The organism is Mycobacterium sp. NPDC003323 (assembly GCF_053589535.1).
Window position 1 is genome coordinate 189,728 of the sequence record NZ_JBSFSB010000009.1, and the last position, 13,789, is coordinate 203,516.

Annotated in this window: 12 protein-coding genes and 2 pseudogenes; 13 read left to right on the top strand and 1 reads right to left on the bottom strand. The window is 62.6% G+C overall.

Going from position 1 to position 13,789, the window contains the following annotated elements; genetic code table 11:
* Nucleotides 1–4: 4 nt before the first annotated feature.
* The 12 genes and pseudogenes from ACWDUN_RS20520 to ACWDUN_RS20575 all read left to right on the top strand — a co-directional run bounded on the left by ACWDUN_RS20520 (nucleotide 5) and on the right by ACWDUN_RS20575 (nucleotide 11,986).
* Nucleotides 5–1,363: an MCE family protein gene (locus tag ACWDUN_RS20520; protein WP_449931839.1), complete on the top strand. Its 1,359-nt coding sequence runs from the start codon at nucleotides 5–7 to the stop codon at nucleotides 1,361–1,363.
* Between the two features lie 46 nt (nucleotides 1,364–1,409).
* The gene (locus ACWDUN_RS20525; protein ID WP_449931840.1) at nucleotides 1,410–2,441 is read left to right on the top strand and encodes an MCE family protein; all 1,032 of its coding nucleotides are present in this window, start codon (nucleotides 1,410–1,412) and stop codon (nucleotides 2,439–2,441) included.
* Nucleotides 2,438–3,796, top strand: coding sequence for an MCE family protein (locus ACWDUN_RS20530; RefSeq protein ID WP_449931841.1), 1,359 nt, complete (start codon nucleotides 2,438–2,440; stop codon nucleotides 3,794–3,796). The genes ACWDUN_RS20525 and ACWDUN_RS20530 overlap by 4 nt, the downstream gene beginning before the upstream one ends.
* Nucleotides 3,793–5,121, top strand: coding sequence for a virulence factor Mce family protein (locus ACWDUN_RS20535; RefSeq protein WP_449931842.1), 1,329 nt, complete (start codon nucleotides 3,793–3,795; stop codon nucleotides 5,119–5,121). The genes ACWDUN_RS20530 and ACWDUN_RS20535 overlap by 4 nt, the downstream gene beginning before the upstream one ends.
* Before the next feature lie 5 nt (nucleotides 5,122–5,126).
* Entirely contained in the window at nucleotides 5,127–6,275 is a 1,149-nt protein-coding gene (locus ACWDUN_RS20540; protein ID WP_449931843.1) for a virulence factor Mce family protein, read from the top strand.
* 1 nt (nucleotide 6,276) lies between these two features.
* Nucleotides 6,277–7,716 (top strand): MCE family protein, encoded by a 1,440-nt coding sequence (locus ACWDUN_RS20545; protein ID WP_449931844.1) that lies wholly within the window; start codon nucleotides 6,277–6,279, stop codon nucleotides 7,714–7,716.
* On the top strand, nucleotides 7,683–8,303 hold the full coding sequence (locus tag ACWDUN_RS20550) for a mammalian cell entry protein (RefSeq protein ID WP_449931845.1): 621 nt from the start codon (nucleotides 7,683–7,685) through the stop codon (nucleotides 8,301–8,303). The genes ACWDUN_RS20545 and ACWDUN_RS20550 overlap by 34 nt, the downstream gene beginning before the upstream one ends.
* Nucleotides 8,300–8,950 carry a hypothetical protein gene (locus ACWDUN_RS20555; RefSeq protein ID WP_449931846.1) on the top strand — a complete coding sequence of 217 codons (651 nt, stop codon included), beginning with the start codon at nucleotides 8,300–8,302 and terminating at the stop codon, nucleotides 8,948–8,950. Before ACWDUN_RS20550 ends, ACWDUN_RS20555 begins: the two co-directional genes overlap by 4 nt.
* 110 nt (nucleotides 8,951–9,060) lie before the next feature.
* Nucleotides 9,061–9,516, top strand: a pseudogene (locus ACWDUN_RS20560) (CAP domain-containing protein); the annotation flags it as partial.
* A gap of 55 nt (nucleotides 9,517–9,571) precedes the next feature.
* Nucleotides 9,572–9,682, top strand: a complete 111-nt coding sequence (locus ACWDUN_RS20565; RefSeq protein WP_395307987.1) for a hypothetical protein — start codon at nucleotides 9,572–9,574, stop codon at nucleotides 9,680–9,682.
* A 14-nt stretch (nucleotides 9,683–9,696) separates the two neighbouring features.
* Nucleotides 9,697–10,602 carry an esterase family protein gene (locus tag ACWDUN_RS20570; RefSeq protein ID WP_449931847.1) on the top strand — a complete coding sequence of 302 codons (906 nt, stop codon included), beginning with the start codon at nucleotides 9,697–9,699 and terminating at the stop codon, nucleotides 10,600–10,602.
* A 310-nt stretch (nucleotides 10,603–10,912) separates the two neighbouring features.
* A complete protein-coding gene (locus ACWDUN_RS20575) occupies nucleotides 10,913–11,986 on the top strand; it encodes an ABC transporter ATP-binding protein (RefSeq protein ID WP_449931848.1) in 1,074 nt (357 codons plus the stop codon).
* Here the strand turns inward: ACWDUN_RS20575 and ACWDUN_RS20580 are convergent.
* Nucleotides 11,955–12,246, bottom strand: a pseudogene (locus tag ACWDUN_RS20580) (integrase core domain-containing protein); the annotation flags it as partial. The gene ACWDUN_RS20575 and the pseudogene ACWDUN_RS20580 overlap by 32 nt on opposite strands.
* Nucleotides 12,247–12,292: 46 nt before the next feature.
* Here ACWDUN_RS20580 and ACWDUN_RS20585 point away from each other — a divergent pair.
* Nucleotides 12,293–13,687, top strand: coding sequence for an IS30 family transposase (locus ACWDUN_RS20585; RefSeq protein ID WP_449931849.1), 1,395 nt, complete (start codon nucleotides 12,293–12,295; stop codon nucleotides 13,685–13,687).
* Nucleotides 13,688–13,789 lie beyond the last annotated feature (102 nt).

Genomic DNA, 13,789 nt, shown 5'->3' on the forward strand with positions numbered 1-13,789 from the left:
ACCGATGAATGCTCCTCACCAGAAGCGACGCATCTCCAAGCGATGGTGGCCGGTCGTTCTGATATGTGCCGTCGTCGCACTTGTTTTCGCGTCCGCGGCATCCTTCCTGGGTCTTTTTCGTTCGGTCGTCGGGGTGACGCTGAACTCTGATCGATCGGGATTGGTTCTGGAGACCGGTGCCAAGGTCAAACTGCGTGGCGTTGAGGTGGGCCGGGTGCGTACCATCAGCAGCGGTAGCCAGGGCGGCGCTCAGATGGCCCTGGACATCGACCGTGACCAGATCCGTTTCATCCCGGCCAATGTCGAGGCCAGGATCGCCGTGACGACGGTGTTCGGTGCGAAGTTCATCCAGTTGACTCTACCGGAATACCCCAGTCCGCAACGCCTTTCCGCCGGCGCGCAGTTGCAGTCCGCCAACGTGACGCCCGAGGTCAACACCGTGTTCGAGAACGTCGTTGACCTCTTGGAGATGATTGACCCCGTCAAGCTCAATTCGGTGCTGACCGCCGTGGCGGACGCGTTGCGCGGGCGTGGCGAACGCATCGGTCAAGCGACGACCGGCCTCAACGAGGTTCTGACGGCGCTCAACGCCCGCAGTGATGTTTTCCGCGAGGACATCCGCGCGCTGGGTGACTTCAGCCAGACCTACGCCGCCGCGGCCGACGACATCGTCTCGGTTCTCGACGCATTCGGAACTACCAGTACCACCATCACCAATCATCAGGATGAGCTGGATGGTCTGTTGCTCAACACGATTGGTCTGTCGCAAGACGGCACGAGTCTGCTGACCTCCAGCAAGGACAACCTGGTCACCGCGATCAACAGTCTGGAGCCGACTACGCGACTGCTGGAGATGTACAGCCCCACCTACACCTGCACCCTGCAGGGGGCCGACTGGCTGATCGAGAACGGCAAGGGACTCTGGGGAGGCGACGGGCGGACGTTCGTCGTCGACGTCGCCCTGTTGCCCGGTAACGATCCCTACCGGTACCCCGACCATCTGCCCATCGTCGGCGCCAAGGGCGGGCCCGGTGGCAAGCCGGGATGTGGCTCGCTACCTGATGCGACCAAGAACTTCCCTGTACGGCAGCTGATCACGAACACCGGTTGGGGGACGGGGTTGGACATCCGGCCGAATCCCGGCATCGGCAGTCCCTGCTACGCCAACTACTTCCCCGCCACACGGGCGGTGCCAGAGGCGCCCAGCATCCGCCAATGTCTGCCCGGCCCGGCGCCGGGCCCGCAGCCATACCCCGGAGCACCGCCCTACGGTGCGCCGCTCTATGGACCGGGCGGTGTGCCGCTCTGGCCAGGGGTTCCCCCGGCGCCGACACCGCCTCCGATTCAGGCTGGTCAGCCATGACGGCGCGAATCGACAACGACGTCGACAACCAGGAAGGACAGACGCGATGACCAAGGATCTTGTCGGTGTCATCTGGCGACTGGCAGTGTTCATGACCGCCTGCGCGCTGGCTTTGGCCGCGACCATCATTGTGTTCGCACAATTCCGATTTGGTAGCGACACCGACGGCTACTTCGCGCACTTCAGCAATGTCTCGGGTCTTCGCGAAGGCGACATGGTCCGGGTCGCGGGTGTCGAGGTCGGAAAGGTCAGCGGCATCGAGGTCAACCGCGATGCCACCGTGCGCGTCAACTTCACCGCAGCGCGGGAAGCGGTACTGACTGAAGGCACCCGCGCCGAGATCCGCTATGACGATCTCATCGGCGGACGGTACATGGCCCTCACCGACGGCGCGGGCAGCGCAAAGGTCCTTGCGATGGGCTCGACAATTCCGTTGGATCGCACCCAACCGGCGCTGGACCTGGACTCGGTCACCGGCGGATTCCGGCCGTTGTTCCGTGCCCTGGATCCCGAACAGGTCAACGAACTCAGCGGCCAACTACTGGACGCGTTGCAGGGTGAGGGTGCGACCATCGGCTCGTTCCTCAACCACGCGGCTGCGGTGACCAACACACTGGCAGACCGCGACGTGCTTATCGGTCAGGTCGTCGACAACCTGAACGTCGTGCTGGGATCGCTGGGCGGTCAGACCGATCAGTTGGACAAAGCCGTGACCAACCTGTCACAACTCGTGGCCGGAATGGCCGAGCGTCGGACCGAGATCAGCAACGCCGTCGCACACACCAACGCCGCGGCGGGGTCGATCGCCGGACTGCTCGAGGAGACCCGGCAGCCGGTGCAGCGGGTCCTGCACGAAACCGACCGGGTCGCCGGCAATGTGCTGCTCGACCACGAGTACTTCGACAAGATCCTCAACGAGCTGCCAGACAAGTACCGAATGCTCAACCGGCAGGGTATGTATGGCGACTACTTCAGCTTCTACTTCTGCGATGTCGTCCTCAAACTCAACGGGAAAGGCGGCCAACCCGTCTTCGTCAAGGTAGCTGGCCAGAGCACGGGAAGGTGTGCGCCGCGATGAAGATGAACAGAACGTTCTCGGAACGAAACCCGCTGGTACTGGGCGCTGTCGGTGTCCTCGTCGTGATCGTCGTGGCTGCCGCGGCCTTGGGCAACCAGATGCTGCCCTTCATCAACCAGAACAAGAGCCACACCGCATATTTCTCGGACGCCGGTGGGTTGTTCACCGGTGCCATCGTGCAGGTCTCGGGCTATCCGGTCGGCAAGGTCACCGACATCGAACTGGAGGGACCGGGTGTCCTGGTCACCTTCAACGTGCCCGACGATCTGCACCTGGGGGAGCGCACCGAGGCCGCCATCACCACCAAGGGTCTACTCGGCACCAAAGAGTTGGACGTCATCCCGCACGGGGAGGATGAGCTCGATGGGGCTATCCCGATGGATCGCACCACGTCTCCCTATCAGCTGCCCGATGCGCTCGGCGAGCTCGCCACCACCATCAGTGGGCTTGACACAAGCCAGCTCTCAGACTCGTTGTCCACGCTGGCTCAGACGTTCGCCGATACGCCTCCGCAACTGCGTGACGCTGTCCAAGGGGTGGCGAGGATCGCGGACACGCTCAACAGCCGTGATGATCAGTTACGCACACTGCTGGACAACGCCGCCAAAGCGACCGGTGTGCTGGCCGAACGGACGGACCGGATCGTCAGCCTTATCCAGGACACCAATGCCGTTCTTACCCAGTTGCGTTCACAGAGTGCTGCGCTGGATCAACTGTCGGGCAACATCTCGGCAGTATCGCAACAGCTGAAGGCTTTCATCGCCGAGAATCGTGCCGAGCTGAAACCCGCGCTGGAGAAGCTCAACGGTGTCCTGACTATCGTCGACAACCGCAAGGAACGAATTCAAGAAGCCGTCAAGGGACTCAGTACGTACGCTCTGTCCCTCGGTGAGACCGTGGCTTCAGGGCCGTTCTTCAAGGCCTATGTGGTCAATCTGCTACCCGGCCAGTTCGTCCAGCCCTTCGTCGACGCCGCCTTCTCTGATCTGGGACTGGATCCGAACGTCCTGTTGCCCTCCGAGCGGACTGACCCCCAGGTGGGCCAGCCCGGTACGCCGGCGCTCCCAGTGCCGTATCCGCGTACCGGTCAGGGCGGGCCGCCACGTCTGCACCTGCCCGATGCCATCACCGGCAATCCCGGGGATCCGGGGTGCGGGCCGCCCGGGGTGCCTTTGCCCGGCCCGACCGGCTGCTACCCATACCGCGAGCCCGAGCCCGCTCCACCGCCAGGCGGCCCACCACCAGGTCCCCCTGCCGTCGATCCGACTGCTGCCCAGTCAGTTCCCGAACCCACACCCTCGCCGGTCTTCGTACCGGCGCCGGGTGAACCGCCAGCACCAGGAGGACTGGGATGACCACGTGGATTCGAAAGCCGAGGGTCCTGTTGGGTGTCGGGCTGGTCGTGGCTCTGGTAGCTGCCGGCTATCTCGCTGTCGCCATCACCGAGCGCTTCGGGCGCACAACGGTGGTCGGCTACTTCGACAACAGCACAGGACTGTTCGAGGGGGACGACGTCCGTATCCGCGGTGTCAAAGTCGGACGTGTCGACAAGATCGAACCTGAGCCGGAGCGCACCAAGATCACGTTCTGGTTCGACAGCGAGTACAAGGTTCCCGCGGAGGTCAACGCCGTCATCCTGTCTCCACAGCTGGTGACCGGCAGAGCAATTCAGCTCACCCCGCCCTACGCGGACGGACCGACCATGACCGCCGGAGCGGTGATTCCGCAGGACCGCACGGCGGTACCGGTGGAATGGGATGACGTGCGTGCCCAACTGGAGCGGCTCACCGACATGTTGCAACCCACGACTGGGGGCCAGGTGAGCACGCTCGGCGCGTTGATCAATACGGCGGCCGACAACCTACGCGGGCAAGGTGGAGATATCCGCGAAACAGTGGTCAGACTGTCCCAAACCGTTTCGGCGCTCGGCGATCACAGCAAGGATATCTTCGGCAGTATCAAGAACCTGTCGACACTGGTCACCGCGCTCAAAGACAGCGGAGATCTACTCGGTCAACTGAACGTCAACCTCGCCGAGGTGTCCGGCCTGCTAGCCGACGATCCCCACGAGGTTGGCCAGGCGGTGCAGGATCTGAATTCAGTCGTCGGCGATGTGCAATCGTTCATCGCCGAAAACCGGGAACCCATCGGCATAGCCGCGGACAAGCTTTCCTCCATCTCGACTGCAGTTGCCGCCAGCCGTGATGACCTGGAACAGGCATTGCACATCCTGCCGACCGCGGCAGTGAACTTCAACAACATCTACGAACCGGCGAACGGTTCGCTGACCGGCGCACTGTCGGTGAACAACTTTGCCAACCCGATCTCCTTCCTGTGCGGAGCAATCCAGGCAGCGTCTCGGCTCGGGGCAGAACAGGCATCCAAGCTGTGCGTGCAGTACTTGGCTCCGATTGTGAAGAACAGGCAGTACAACTTTCCCCCGTTGGGGGAGAACCTGTTCGTCGGCACTCAAGCCAGGCCCAACGAAGTGACCTACAGCGAGGACTGGATGAGGCCCGATTTCGTACCACCGGCGCCCATCGCGCCCTCTGCCCCAACGAATTCAGTGCCTGCGGCCGGACCGGCTCCGCTTGCGGCCGAGGCTCCACCGCCGGCCGTGTCCACTGACCCCGCCGCCGGCCTGACCGGCATGATGACCCCGCCCGGAGGTGGATCGTGAGGACAATGTGGACACGACGGGTGACTGCAGTCGCTGCAGCATTGCTCCTGGGCGTGTCTCAGGCGGGATGTAGCTGGCGGGGCGTCAATTCGCTGCCGCTACCGGGCACAGAGGGAAAGGAGCCGGGGTCATACACCATTCAGGCCCAGATGCCAGATGTAAACAACATCCAGCCCAACTCTCGCGTTCGGGTGGCCGACGTGACCGTCGGCCACGTGTCCAAGATCGAGCTGCAGGGCCATCATGCCCTCGTCTCTATGAAGCTCAATCCTGATGTCAACCTGCCGGAGAACGCGACGGTGAAGATCGGCACGACGACGATCTTCGGTTCTCTGCACATCGAGCTGGCAGCCCCCCCCGACGAGCCGGCACAGGGACGACTGCATCAGGGGTCTCTCATCCCACTGTCGCGAGCTGGCGCGTTTCCCACCCCGGAGCAGACTCTCGCGTCACTTTCGTTGGTACTCAACGGCGGTGGGGTCGGCCAGCTCGGCGACATAACAGAGGCGCTGAGCACCGGGTTCCGCGGACGTGAGGACGACGTTCGCAGCCTCATTCAACAATCAGAGACGTTCATCGCCACCCTGAACGACCAGAGCTCGGACATCATCGCCGCGACCGAGAATCTGAACGAACTGGTCGGCAAATTCGCCGCCCAGCAGCCGGTCCTCGACCGCGCCGTGACCACTATCCCCAATGCTTTGGAGGCACTGAACAATCAGCGCGGCAACCTCGTTGACGCAGCCGATCAGCTCGGCAAGTTCAGTGCGCTGACCACCGAAACGGTCAATCAGAGCAAGGAGAACTTGGTCAAGGAGCTGCACCAGGTCGGCCCGGTGTTGGAGGCACTGGCCAATGCCGGACCCAGCCTGACCAAGTCGCTGGGTCTGATCCCCACCTACCCGTTCCCCAATGCCAACATCGACAAGTTCCAACGCGGTGACTACACCAACCTGACCGCAGTGATCGACCTGACGTTGAGCCGCATCGACGCGGGGCTGTTCACCGGGACGCGATGGGAGTGTGACCTGACCTGGCTGGAGCTGCAGTGGGGCCGCACGATCGGCCAGTTCCCCAGCCCGTGCATGGCCGGCGGACCGGGCGGTGTCAGTAACCCGCTGACTGCCCCCTACCGGATGGATCAGGGGCGCTGACATGCATCTGAATCGCCAAGCGCGCATCCAGTTGGCCATCTTCTCGGTGTTGGCCTTGGTAGCTCTGGCTGCGATGAGCGTGAATTACATGAAGCTCCCGGCCAAACTGTTCGGAATCGGTCACTACACGGTGTCGTTGAAACTGCCGGTGACCGGCGGACTCTACGAGACGGGCAACGTCACCTACCGTGGGACCGAGATAGGGCGGGTGCAATCGGTGCGCCTCGACGAATCCGGTGTCGTTGCCGAGTTGATGTTGCGGTCTGACATCCCGGTACCCAGCGATCTCCGCGCCGAGGTGCACAGCCAGTCGGCAATCGGGGAACAGTACGTGGAACTGCTGCCCCGGGACGGAACGGCGCCACCATTGAAAAACGGTGACGTCATCGCCGAGCGAGACGCCGTTGTGCCCGAGGACATCAACAATGTCTTGGATGCGGTCGTCACCGGACTTCGGGCAGTACCCCGCGAGAATCTCCGCACGGTGGTTGACGAATCGTTCACCGCAGTTGGAGGGTTGGGCTCGGAACTAGCCAAGATCGTTGATGGCGGCATTGATCTTTCCATCGACGCCAGGGAGAACCTGGACCCGATGCTGTCGCTGATCGACAACGTCAAGCCGGTGTTGGACTCGCAGACCGAGACATCGGCGGCGATCACCAACTGGGCAGACCAGGTGGCTACCGTCACCCGCGATCTGGCCGAACACGACGGCGATCTCGCCGGCGTCATCGAGCAGGGTGGTCCGGCGCTTGAGGAGGCCCGTCAACTCGTGCAGCGTCTGCAACCCACCTTGCCGGTCTTGATGGCAAATCTGGTCAGCGTGGGACAGGTCGGCCTTGCCTATCACGACAACATCGAACAAATCCTGGTGCTGCTGCCACAACTGATGGCGATCAACCAAGGCTCGTTCGCCGCCAACGCCAACACCAAACAGGACTACGCCGGTGCCTATCTGAGCTTCAATCTGAACCTCAATCTGCCGCCGCCATGCACCACCGGATATCTGCCCGCTCAACAAATGAGAGCCGCTTCCGAGCAGGACTTCCCCGACCGGGCACCCGGCGATCTGTATTGCCGTGTCCCGCAGGACTCTCCGTTCAATGTGCGCGGTGCCCGCAACACGCCGTGCGCAACCGTGCCCGGTAAGCGTGCTGCGACGGTCAAGGAGTGCGAGAGCGACGAGCCATATGTGCCGCTGAACAACGGATTCAACTGGAAGGGTGACCCGAACGCCACCGCGACCGGACAGGACGTTCCCCAGCTGCGTCCAACCACGGAGCAGGGTGCCCCACCTCCGCCCATCGCGATTGCCTACTACGACCAAACCACCGGGTCTTACGTCGGACCCGATGGCCGCCGCTACACCCAGGCGGACCTGGCCCAAACTGCACCGAAGGACAAAACATGGGAAACGATGTTGCTTCCACCCGGACAGTGACCGAGACCGAACACACGGATTCTGAAATCAATGACGCCGCTGTGGATTACGACGACGTCACGTCGATTGATCCGGTAAAGGCGGATCCACTGCATGAGTCCGGCCGACGGTCTTTCCGATACCCAGTAGCCGTCGGAGTGGCGATGGCGGCAGCGCTGGTCTCGGTCGCCACGTGGCAGGGGTATCAGTTCTACCAAGACCAGCAGGCTCTGCGACACAACGAGCAGTTCCTGCAAGCGGCTCGCCAAGGAGCACTCAACCTGACCACCATCGATTGGCAACACGCCGAGGCCGACGTACAACGGATAATGGACGGTGCCGCAGGGGAGTTCTACGACGACTTCGCCCAGCGGGCGCAACCCTTTGTGGAGGTCGTGAAGCAGGCCCAGTCGGTGTCGGTGGGATCCGTCACCGAGGCCGCTCTGGAATCGCAGACAGGTTCCGAAGCGCAGGCGTTGGTGGCGGTCTCGGTCAAGACGAGCAGTACCGCCGGTGAAGAAACTGTTCCCAGAGCCTGGCGTATGCGCATCTCCGTTCAACAGTCCAATGATCAGATGAAGGTGTCCCGCGTGGAGTTCGTGCCATGAAGTTGATTTCGTTTCCCCGGGGGGCCAGCGACAAAGAGACTGCCCCCGCCGCAGATCCTGAGCAGCCCGACGACGATACCGATGCCGAACAGGCGGAAGGCTCGGATAACGAGTTCACCCAGGTGGACGGGGTGATGGACAGCGCCGAGCCCGCACGCCGACGATATCGACTGCGAACGCTGATAGCTCGCACCGGCGTACCGGCGCTGATCCTGTGCCTCTCCGCGGGGACCGGGTATGTCACCTGGCAGAACATTGAGCAGCAACGGGACGCCGATGCGGCGACCGAATCTGTCCGGGCAGCCACCGACACGACCGCTGCGTTGCTGACGTACCAACCTGACACCGTGGAAAAAGACCTTGAGGCAGCCCGAGACCGGCTCACTGGTCAGTTCCTGGACTCGTACACCACCTTGACGAGGGACGTCGTCATTCCCGGAGCGCAAGAGAAGCAAATAGCAGCGACGGCGACAGTCCCCGCCGCAGCACCAGTTTCGGCTTCCAGTGACCACGCGGTGGTACTGGTGTTCGTCAATCAAACCGTAACCGTGGGTGCCGACGCGCCAACGAGCAGCACATCCAGCGTGCGCGTATCCCTGAACCGCGTCGATGACCGATGGCTGGTGTCGGGGTTTGATCCCATCTGAGTGCCAAGGCAATAGGCCATAGAATGCCACGCTCCCAACCCTATGTACGGAGGCAGAACCCGATGAAAACTGGACTCCTAGCAGGCCTTGTACTGCTGATGTGCTCATCGCTGATCGTCTCAACTGCGAGTGCCGCTGCCGACAACGACAACAACACACTCGTGCCGAACAACAAACGCCTCAACGACGGCGTGCTGGCCAACGTCTACACCGTGCAGCATCAGGCCGGCTGCACAAACGACGTCAAGATGAACCGACAGCTGCAGACCGCAGCGCAATGGCACAGCATCGATGTGTTGAGCAACCGCGCCCTGGTCGGCGATCTCGGATCAGATGGGTCGTCAGCGCAATCGCGTTCGGAAGCTGCGGGATTTCGCGGACAGGTGGCACAAACAGTCGCTGTGAATCCCGCGTTGGCGATCAGTGGGGTGGAAATCATCAACCGCTGGTATCACGATCCTGTTGCGTTCGACGTGATGTCGGACTGCTCGTACACCGAGATGGGTGTGTGGTCGGTCAACAGTCTGGACCGCAGTGTGGTCGTCGCGGTCTACGGACGACCCGAGTGAATGCTCATTCCAGCCAACACAAATCGTTCTTTCCCGAGCCAAAGGAAGTCTCATGGACCCCAACCCGGATTACGACGCCAGCGACGAGATTGAATTCTTCTTCAGCTGGCTGCCCTGGGCGCTCAGAGGGGTTCATCCTGCCCCCGCGTATCCGCCGGTGTAGAGATGCATAGCACCATGGATGACCCGCTCGGGCCCATTGTCAGACTGCTGCGCGTCGTCCTGATCTGCATCCTGGCGCTGTGCTTGTGGAATTCTGGCAAAGCTCGCGCGGACACCGTCGAGACGTTGATGGTCCCCTCGGCCGCGATGGGCCGAGACATTCCGGTCGCGTTTCAATCGGGTGGGCCGAAGGCTGTCTTCCTGCTGGACGCATTCAACGCAGCGCCCGATGTGAGCAACTGGGTGACGGCGGGCAACGCGATGGAATCCTTTGTTGGTAGGGGATTGTCGGCCGTCGCCCCAGCCGGCGGTGCCTGGAGTCTGTACACCAACTGGGAACAGGACGGCTCCAAACAGTGGGAAACCTTTCTGTCACGAGAATTACCTGATTGGTTGGTCGCCCACAAGGGCTTGGCGCCCGCCGGGCACGCCATAGTGGGTGCCTCGCAGGGCGGCACGGCGGCTCTGACGTTGGCGGCCTTCCACCCCGATCGCTTCGGCTATGCCGGATCACTGTCGGGATTCTTGAATCCTTCCGCAACAACAATGAACGGTGCAATCAGCGCTGGTCTCAGAGTGTTCGGCGGCGTCGACTCGAACCGCATGTGGGGAGCGCCGCAGCTGGGGCGGTGGAAATGGCACGATCCCGACGTACACGTCCAGTTGCTGGGGGACAACAACACCCGCCTCTGGGTCTTCAGCCCCGCAACTACCAGTTGTAGCGACCCGGCCGCGATGATCGGCTACTGCGACCAAGCGCAGGGCAGCAACCGCAATTTCTATCAGCACTACCGAGCGATCGGCGGTCGGAACGGACACTTCGACTTTCCGACTGATGGACAACATGATTGGCCCACCTGGGCTTCCCAACTCGACGCCATGGCAAATGACATGGCCGCAACACTCGGTGAGGGAAACTGATGAGCAACCCTATGACCATCGCTCGACGCGGAGTCATGGCCGCAACGGCACTGCTGTTACTTACCTTCCTGCTGCCGGCGGCACCCGCGTCAGCCGATCCAGTCTCGGATCCTTGCCAACTGGCCTTCAGCCTCTTCTGCCGATTCGTACCGATACTTCCGGAGCTGGAACACAGCGTGGATCTGACCCTGGACCAGCCGCCCGCAGACCCCGCGGTACCGCTGCCTGAGTCGCTTCCGCCGCCCAGTCCATGCGCGGCAGGCTGCGTCTAGCGCGACGCATCAACAAACGAGAGTTGGAGGATAAATCCATGGGCGTCCAAATCGATGTGACCGATCTGAGTAAATCGTTCGGGTCCTCGAAGATCTGGGAAGACGTCACGATGTCGATTCCCGCCGGTGAGGTCAGCGTTCTGCTGGGCCCCTCCGGTACGGGTAAGTCGGTGTTCCTGAAGTCGCTGATCGGTCTGCTGCGCCCGGAGCGTGGCTCGATCGTCATCGACGGCACCAACATCTTGGAGTGCTCGGCCAAGGAGCTCTATGAGATCCGCACCCTGTTCGGTGTGCTGTTTCAGGACGGTGCGCTGTTCGGCTCGATGAACATTTATGACAACACCGCGTTCCCGTTGCGTGAGCACACGAAGAAGAGCGAGTCCGAGATCCGCAACATCGTGATGGAAAAGCTCGAGCTCGTCGGTATGCCCAATGACGGGCACAAGTTCCCCGGTGAGATCTCCGGCGGTATGCGCAAGCGCGCCGGCTTGGCCCGCGCACTGGTGCTGGACCCGCAGATCATCCTGTGCGACGAGCCGGACTCCGGTCTGGACCCGGTGCGTACCGCGTACCTGTCGCAGCTGTTGATCGACATCAACGCCCAGATCGACGCGACGGTGCTGATCGTGACGCACAACATCAACATCGCCCGGACCGTGCCGGACAACATCGGCATGCTGTTCCGCAAGCAGTTGGTCATGTTCGGTCCGCGTGAGGTGCTGTTGACCTCGGAGGAGCCGGTGGTCAAGCAGTTCCTCAACGGTCGGCGTATCGGCCCGATCGGTATGTCGGAGGAGAAGGACGAGGCCACCGCGGCCGCCGAGGCGGCGATGTTGGAGCAGGGCCAGCATGACGGTGGTGTCGAGGAGATCGAGGGTGTGCCCCCGCAGCTGTCGGCGACCCCGGGTATGCCCGAGCGCAAGGGTGTGGCCCGCCGGCAGGCCCGGGTGCGCGAGATCCTGCACACCCTGCCCCAGGCCGCGCAGGAAGCCATCCGCGACGACCTCGAAGGCACTCATGCAGCGGCGCATGATCCGACCACGCCGATGGGTCTGCTGCACGATCAGGTGACAGTTTCGGTCACGCGGCCTGACTGGCCGGTGTGGTCATGATGGCTTCGAATTCGATGGGGGTCAACCGGGCCGAGTCCGGCCTGGCGGCGCCGGCGGTGGTAGGTCCGTTCGATCCAGGTGACGATGGCGATGCGCAGTTGCTCGCGGGTGTCCCAGCGGCGGCGGTCGAGGACGTTCTTCTGCAGCAGGCTGAAGAAGCTTTCCATGGCGGCGTTGTCGCCGGCCGCGCCGACGCGTCCCATAGAGCCGACCATCTCGTGATGGTGCAGCGCGTGCACGAATTTCCTTGACCTGAACTGACCAGGCTCAACCGGTGGACGCAACACCCGAGGTCAGGAGGGTGCTGTGGGACGTCCGTCCGATTGGGTTCGTGAGGTTACCGGTCGCAGACCGTTGCGGTCTCCGGGGCATCCCGGTCACCACCGTGGGTTGGAGCGTCGATTCTGGGACAAGGTGGCCGAGGGGATGTTGCCTTCGGAAGCCGGGGTCGCGGTCGGTGTGTCGGGCGTCGTGGGATCACGGTGGTTCCGTCAAGGTGGGGGCATGTCCCCGTACTCGTGGCCGGCACCGTCTGGCCGGTACTTGTCATTCGCTGAGCGTGAAGAGATCGCATTGCTTCGTGTGCAGGGTAAAGGAATTCGGGAGATCGCGTTGTCGTTGGGACGGAGCCCGTCCACGATCTCGCGGGAGTTGAGGCGCAACGCGGCAACCCGAAGCGGAACACTGCAGTATCGGGCGTCGGTGGCGCAATGGAAGGCCGAGCTGTTCGCCCGCCGGTCGAAGGCTACGAAGCTGGAAACCAACCCGAAGCTGCGCGAGTACGTGCATCAACGGTTGTCTGGCCAGATTCATGACGCTGAGGGCAACGTGGTGGCCGGGCCCGCGGTCGGGCAGTGGACCGGCCGCAACAAACCGCATCGGGCCGATCGATGCTGGGTGCAGGCATGGAGCCCAGAGCAGATCGCGAATCGAATCAAGATCGACTTTCCCGATGATCCATCGATGCGGATCAGCCACGAGGCGATCTACCAGTCCCTATACATCGAGGGCCGCGGCGGCCTCGACCGTGACGAGATCCTGAGTCTGCGCACTGGTCGAGCGTTGCGCATGCCGCGAGCCCGCTCAAAGCGGGTCGCGTGGGCGCATGTCACCGAGGACACCGTAATCAGCAAGAGGCCGAAAGAGGCTGATGACCGCGCGGTTGCTGGCCACTGGGAGGGAGATCTCATCATCGGGCTTGGACGCTCGGCGATCGGCACGGTTGTCGAGCGAAAAACGAGGTACACCATGCTTGTTCACCTGCCACGGCAGGATGGGTGGGGCGTGAGCAAACCGGTCAAGAACGGTCCGGCGCTCGGCGGTTACGGTGCGTTGTCCATGAACGTTGCGCTTGAAGCGGAGCTGACGAAACTCGCTGAGCCACTGAGGAAGTCACTAACATGGGACCGCGGCAAGGAGTTGTCTGCTCACGCCGCGTTGACCGAGGCGACCGGAGTGCGGGTGTTCTTCGCCGATCCGCACAGCCCGTGGCAGCGCGGAACCGACGAGAACACCAACGGTCTCCTTCGACAGTACTTTCCCAAGGGCACCGACTTATCACGTTGGACACCAGCAGAATTGCAGGCTGTTGCCGACACACTGAACAACCGGCCGCGCAAGACCCTCAAGTGGCGGACACCCGCCGAACTGATGCGTGATGAGCTATCCTCGATCGAGGATAGTGTTGCGTCGACCAGTTGAATCCGCGCTGAGATCCGCGATCCGAATGCAGAATGCACCCGGCGACATCCCCGCGTCGGGCCACCGCGCTGTGCAGTGCACGGGTGGCCAGTCGGGACTTCA

Coding starts and splice junctions, on each gene's coding strand:
- ACWDUN_RS20555 (WP_449931846.1), top strand. CDS start 8,300: ATGAAGTTGATTTCGTTTCCCCGGGGGGCCAGCGACAAAGAGACTGCC.
- ACWDUN_RS20540 (WP_449931843.1), top strand. CDS start 5,127: ATGTGGACACGACGGGTGACTGCAGTCGCTGCAGCATTGCTCCTGGGC.
- ACWDUN_RS20525 (WP_449931840.1), top strand. CDS start 1,410: ATGACCAAGGATCTTGTCGGTGTCATCTGGCGACTGGCAGTGTTCATG.
- ACWDUN_RS20570 (WP_449931847.1), top strand. CDS start 9,697: ATGGATGACCCGCTCGGGCCCATTGTCAGACTGCTGCGCGTCGTCCTG.
- ACWDUN_RS20550 (WP_449931845.1), top strand. CDS start 7,683: ATGGGAAACGATGTTGCTTCCACCCGGACAGTGACCGAGACCGAACAC.
- ACWDUN_RS20520 (WP_449931839.1), top strand. CDS start 5: ATGAATGCTCCTCACCAGAAGCGACGCATCTCCAAGCGATGGTGGCCG.
- ACWDUN_RS20530 (WP_449931841.1), top strand. CDS start 2,438: ATGAAGATGAACAGAACGTTCTCGGAACGAAACCCGCTGGTACTGGGC.
- ACWDUN_RS20535 (WP_449931842.1), top strand. CDS start 3,793: ATGACCACGTGGATTCGAAAGCCGAGGGTCCTGTTGGGTGTCGGGCTG.
- ACWDUN_RS20565 (WP_395307987.1), top strand. CDS start 9,572: ATGGACCCCAACCCGGATTACGACGCCAGCGACGAGATTGAATTCTTC.
- ACWDUN_RS20575 (WP_449931848.1), top strand. CDS start 10,913: ATGGGCGTCCAAATCGATGTGACCGATCTGAGTAAATCGTTCGGGTCC.
- ACWDUN_RS20545 (WP_449931844.1), top strand. CDS start 6,277: ATGCATCTGAATCGCCAAGCGCGCATCCAGTTGGCCATCTTCTCGGTG.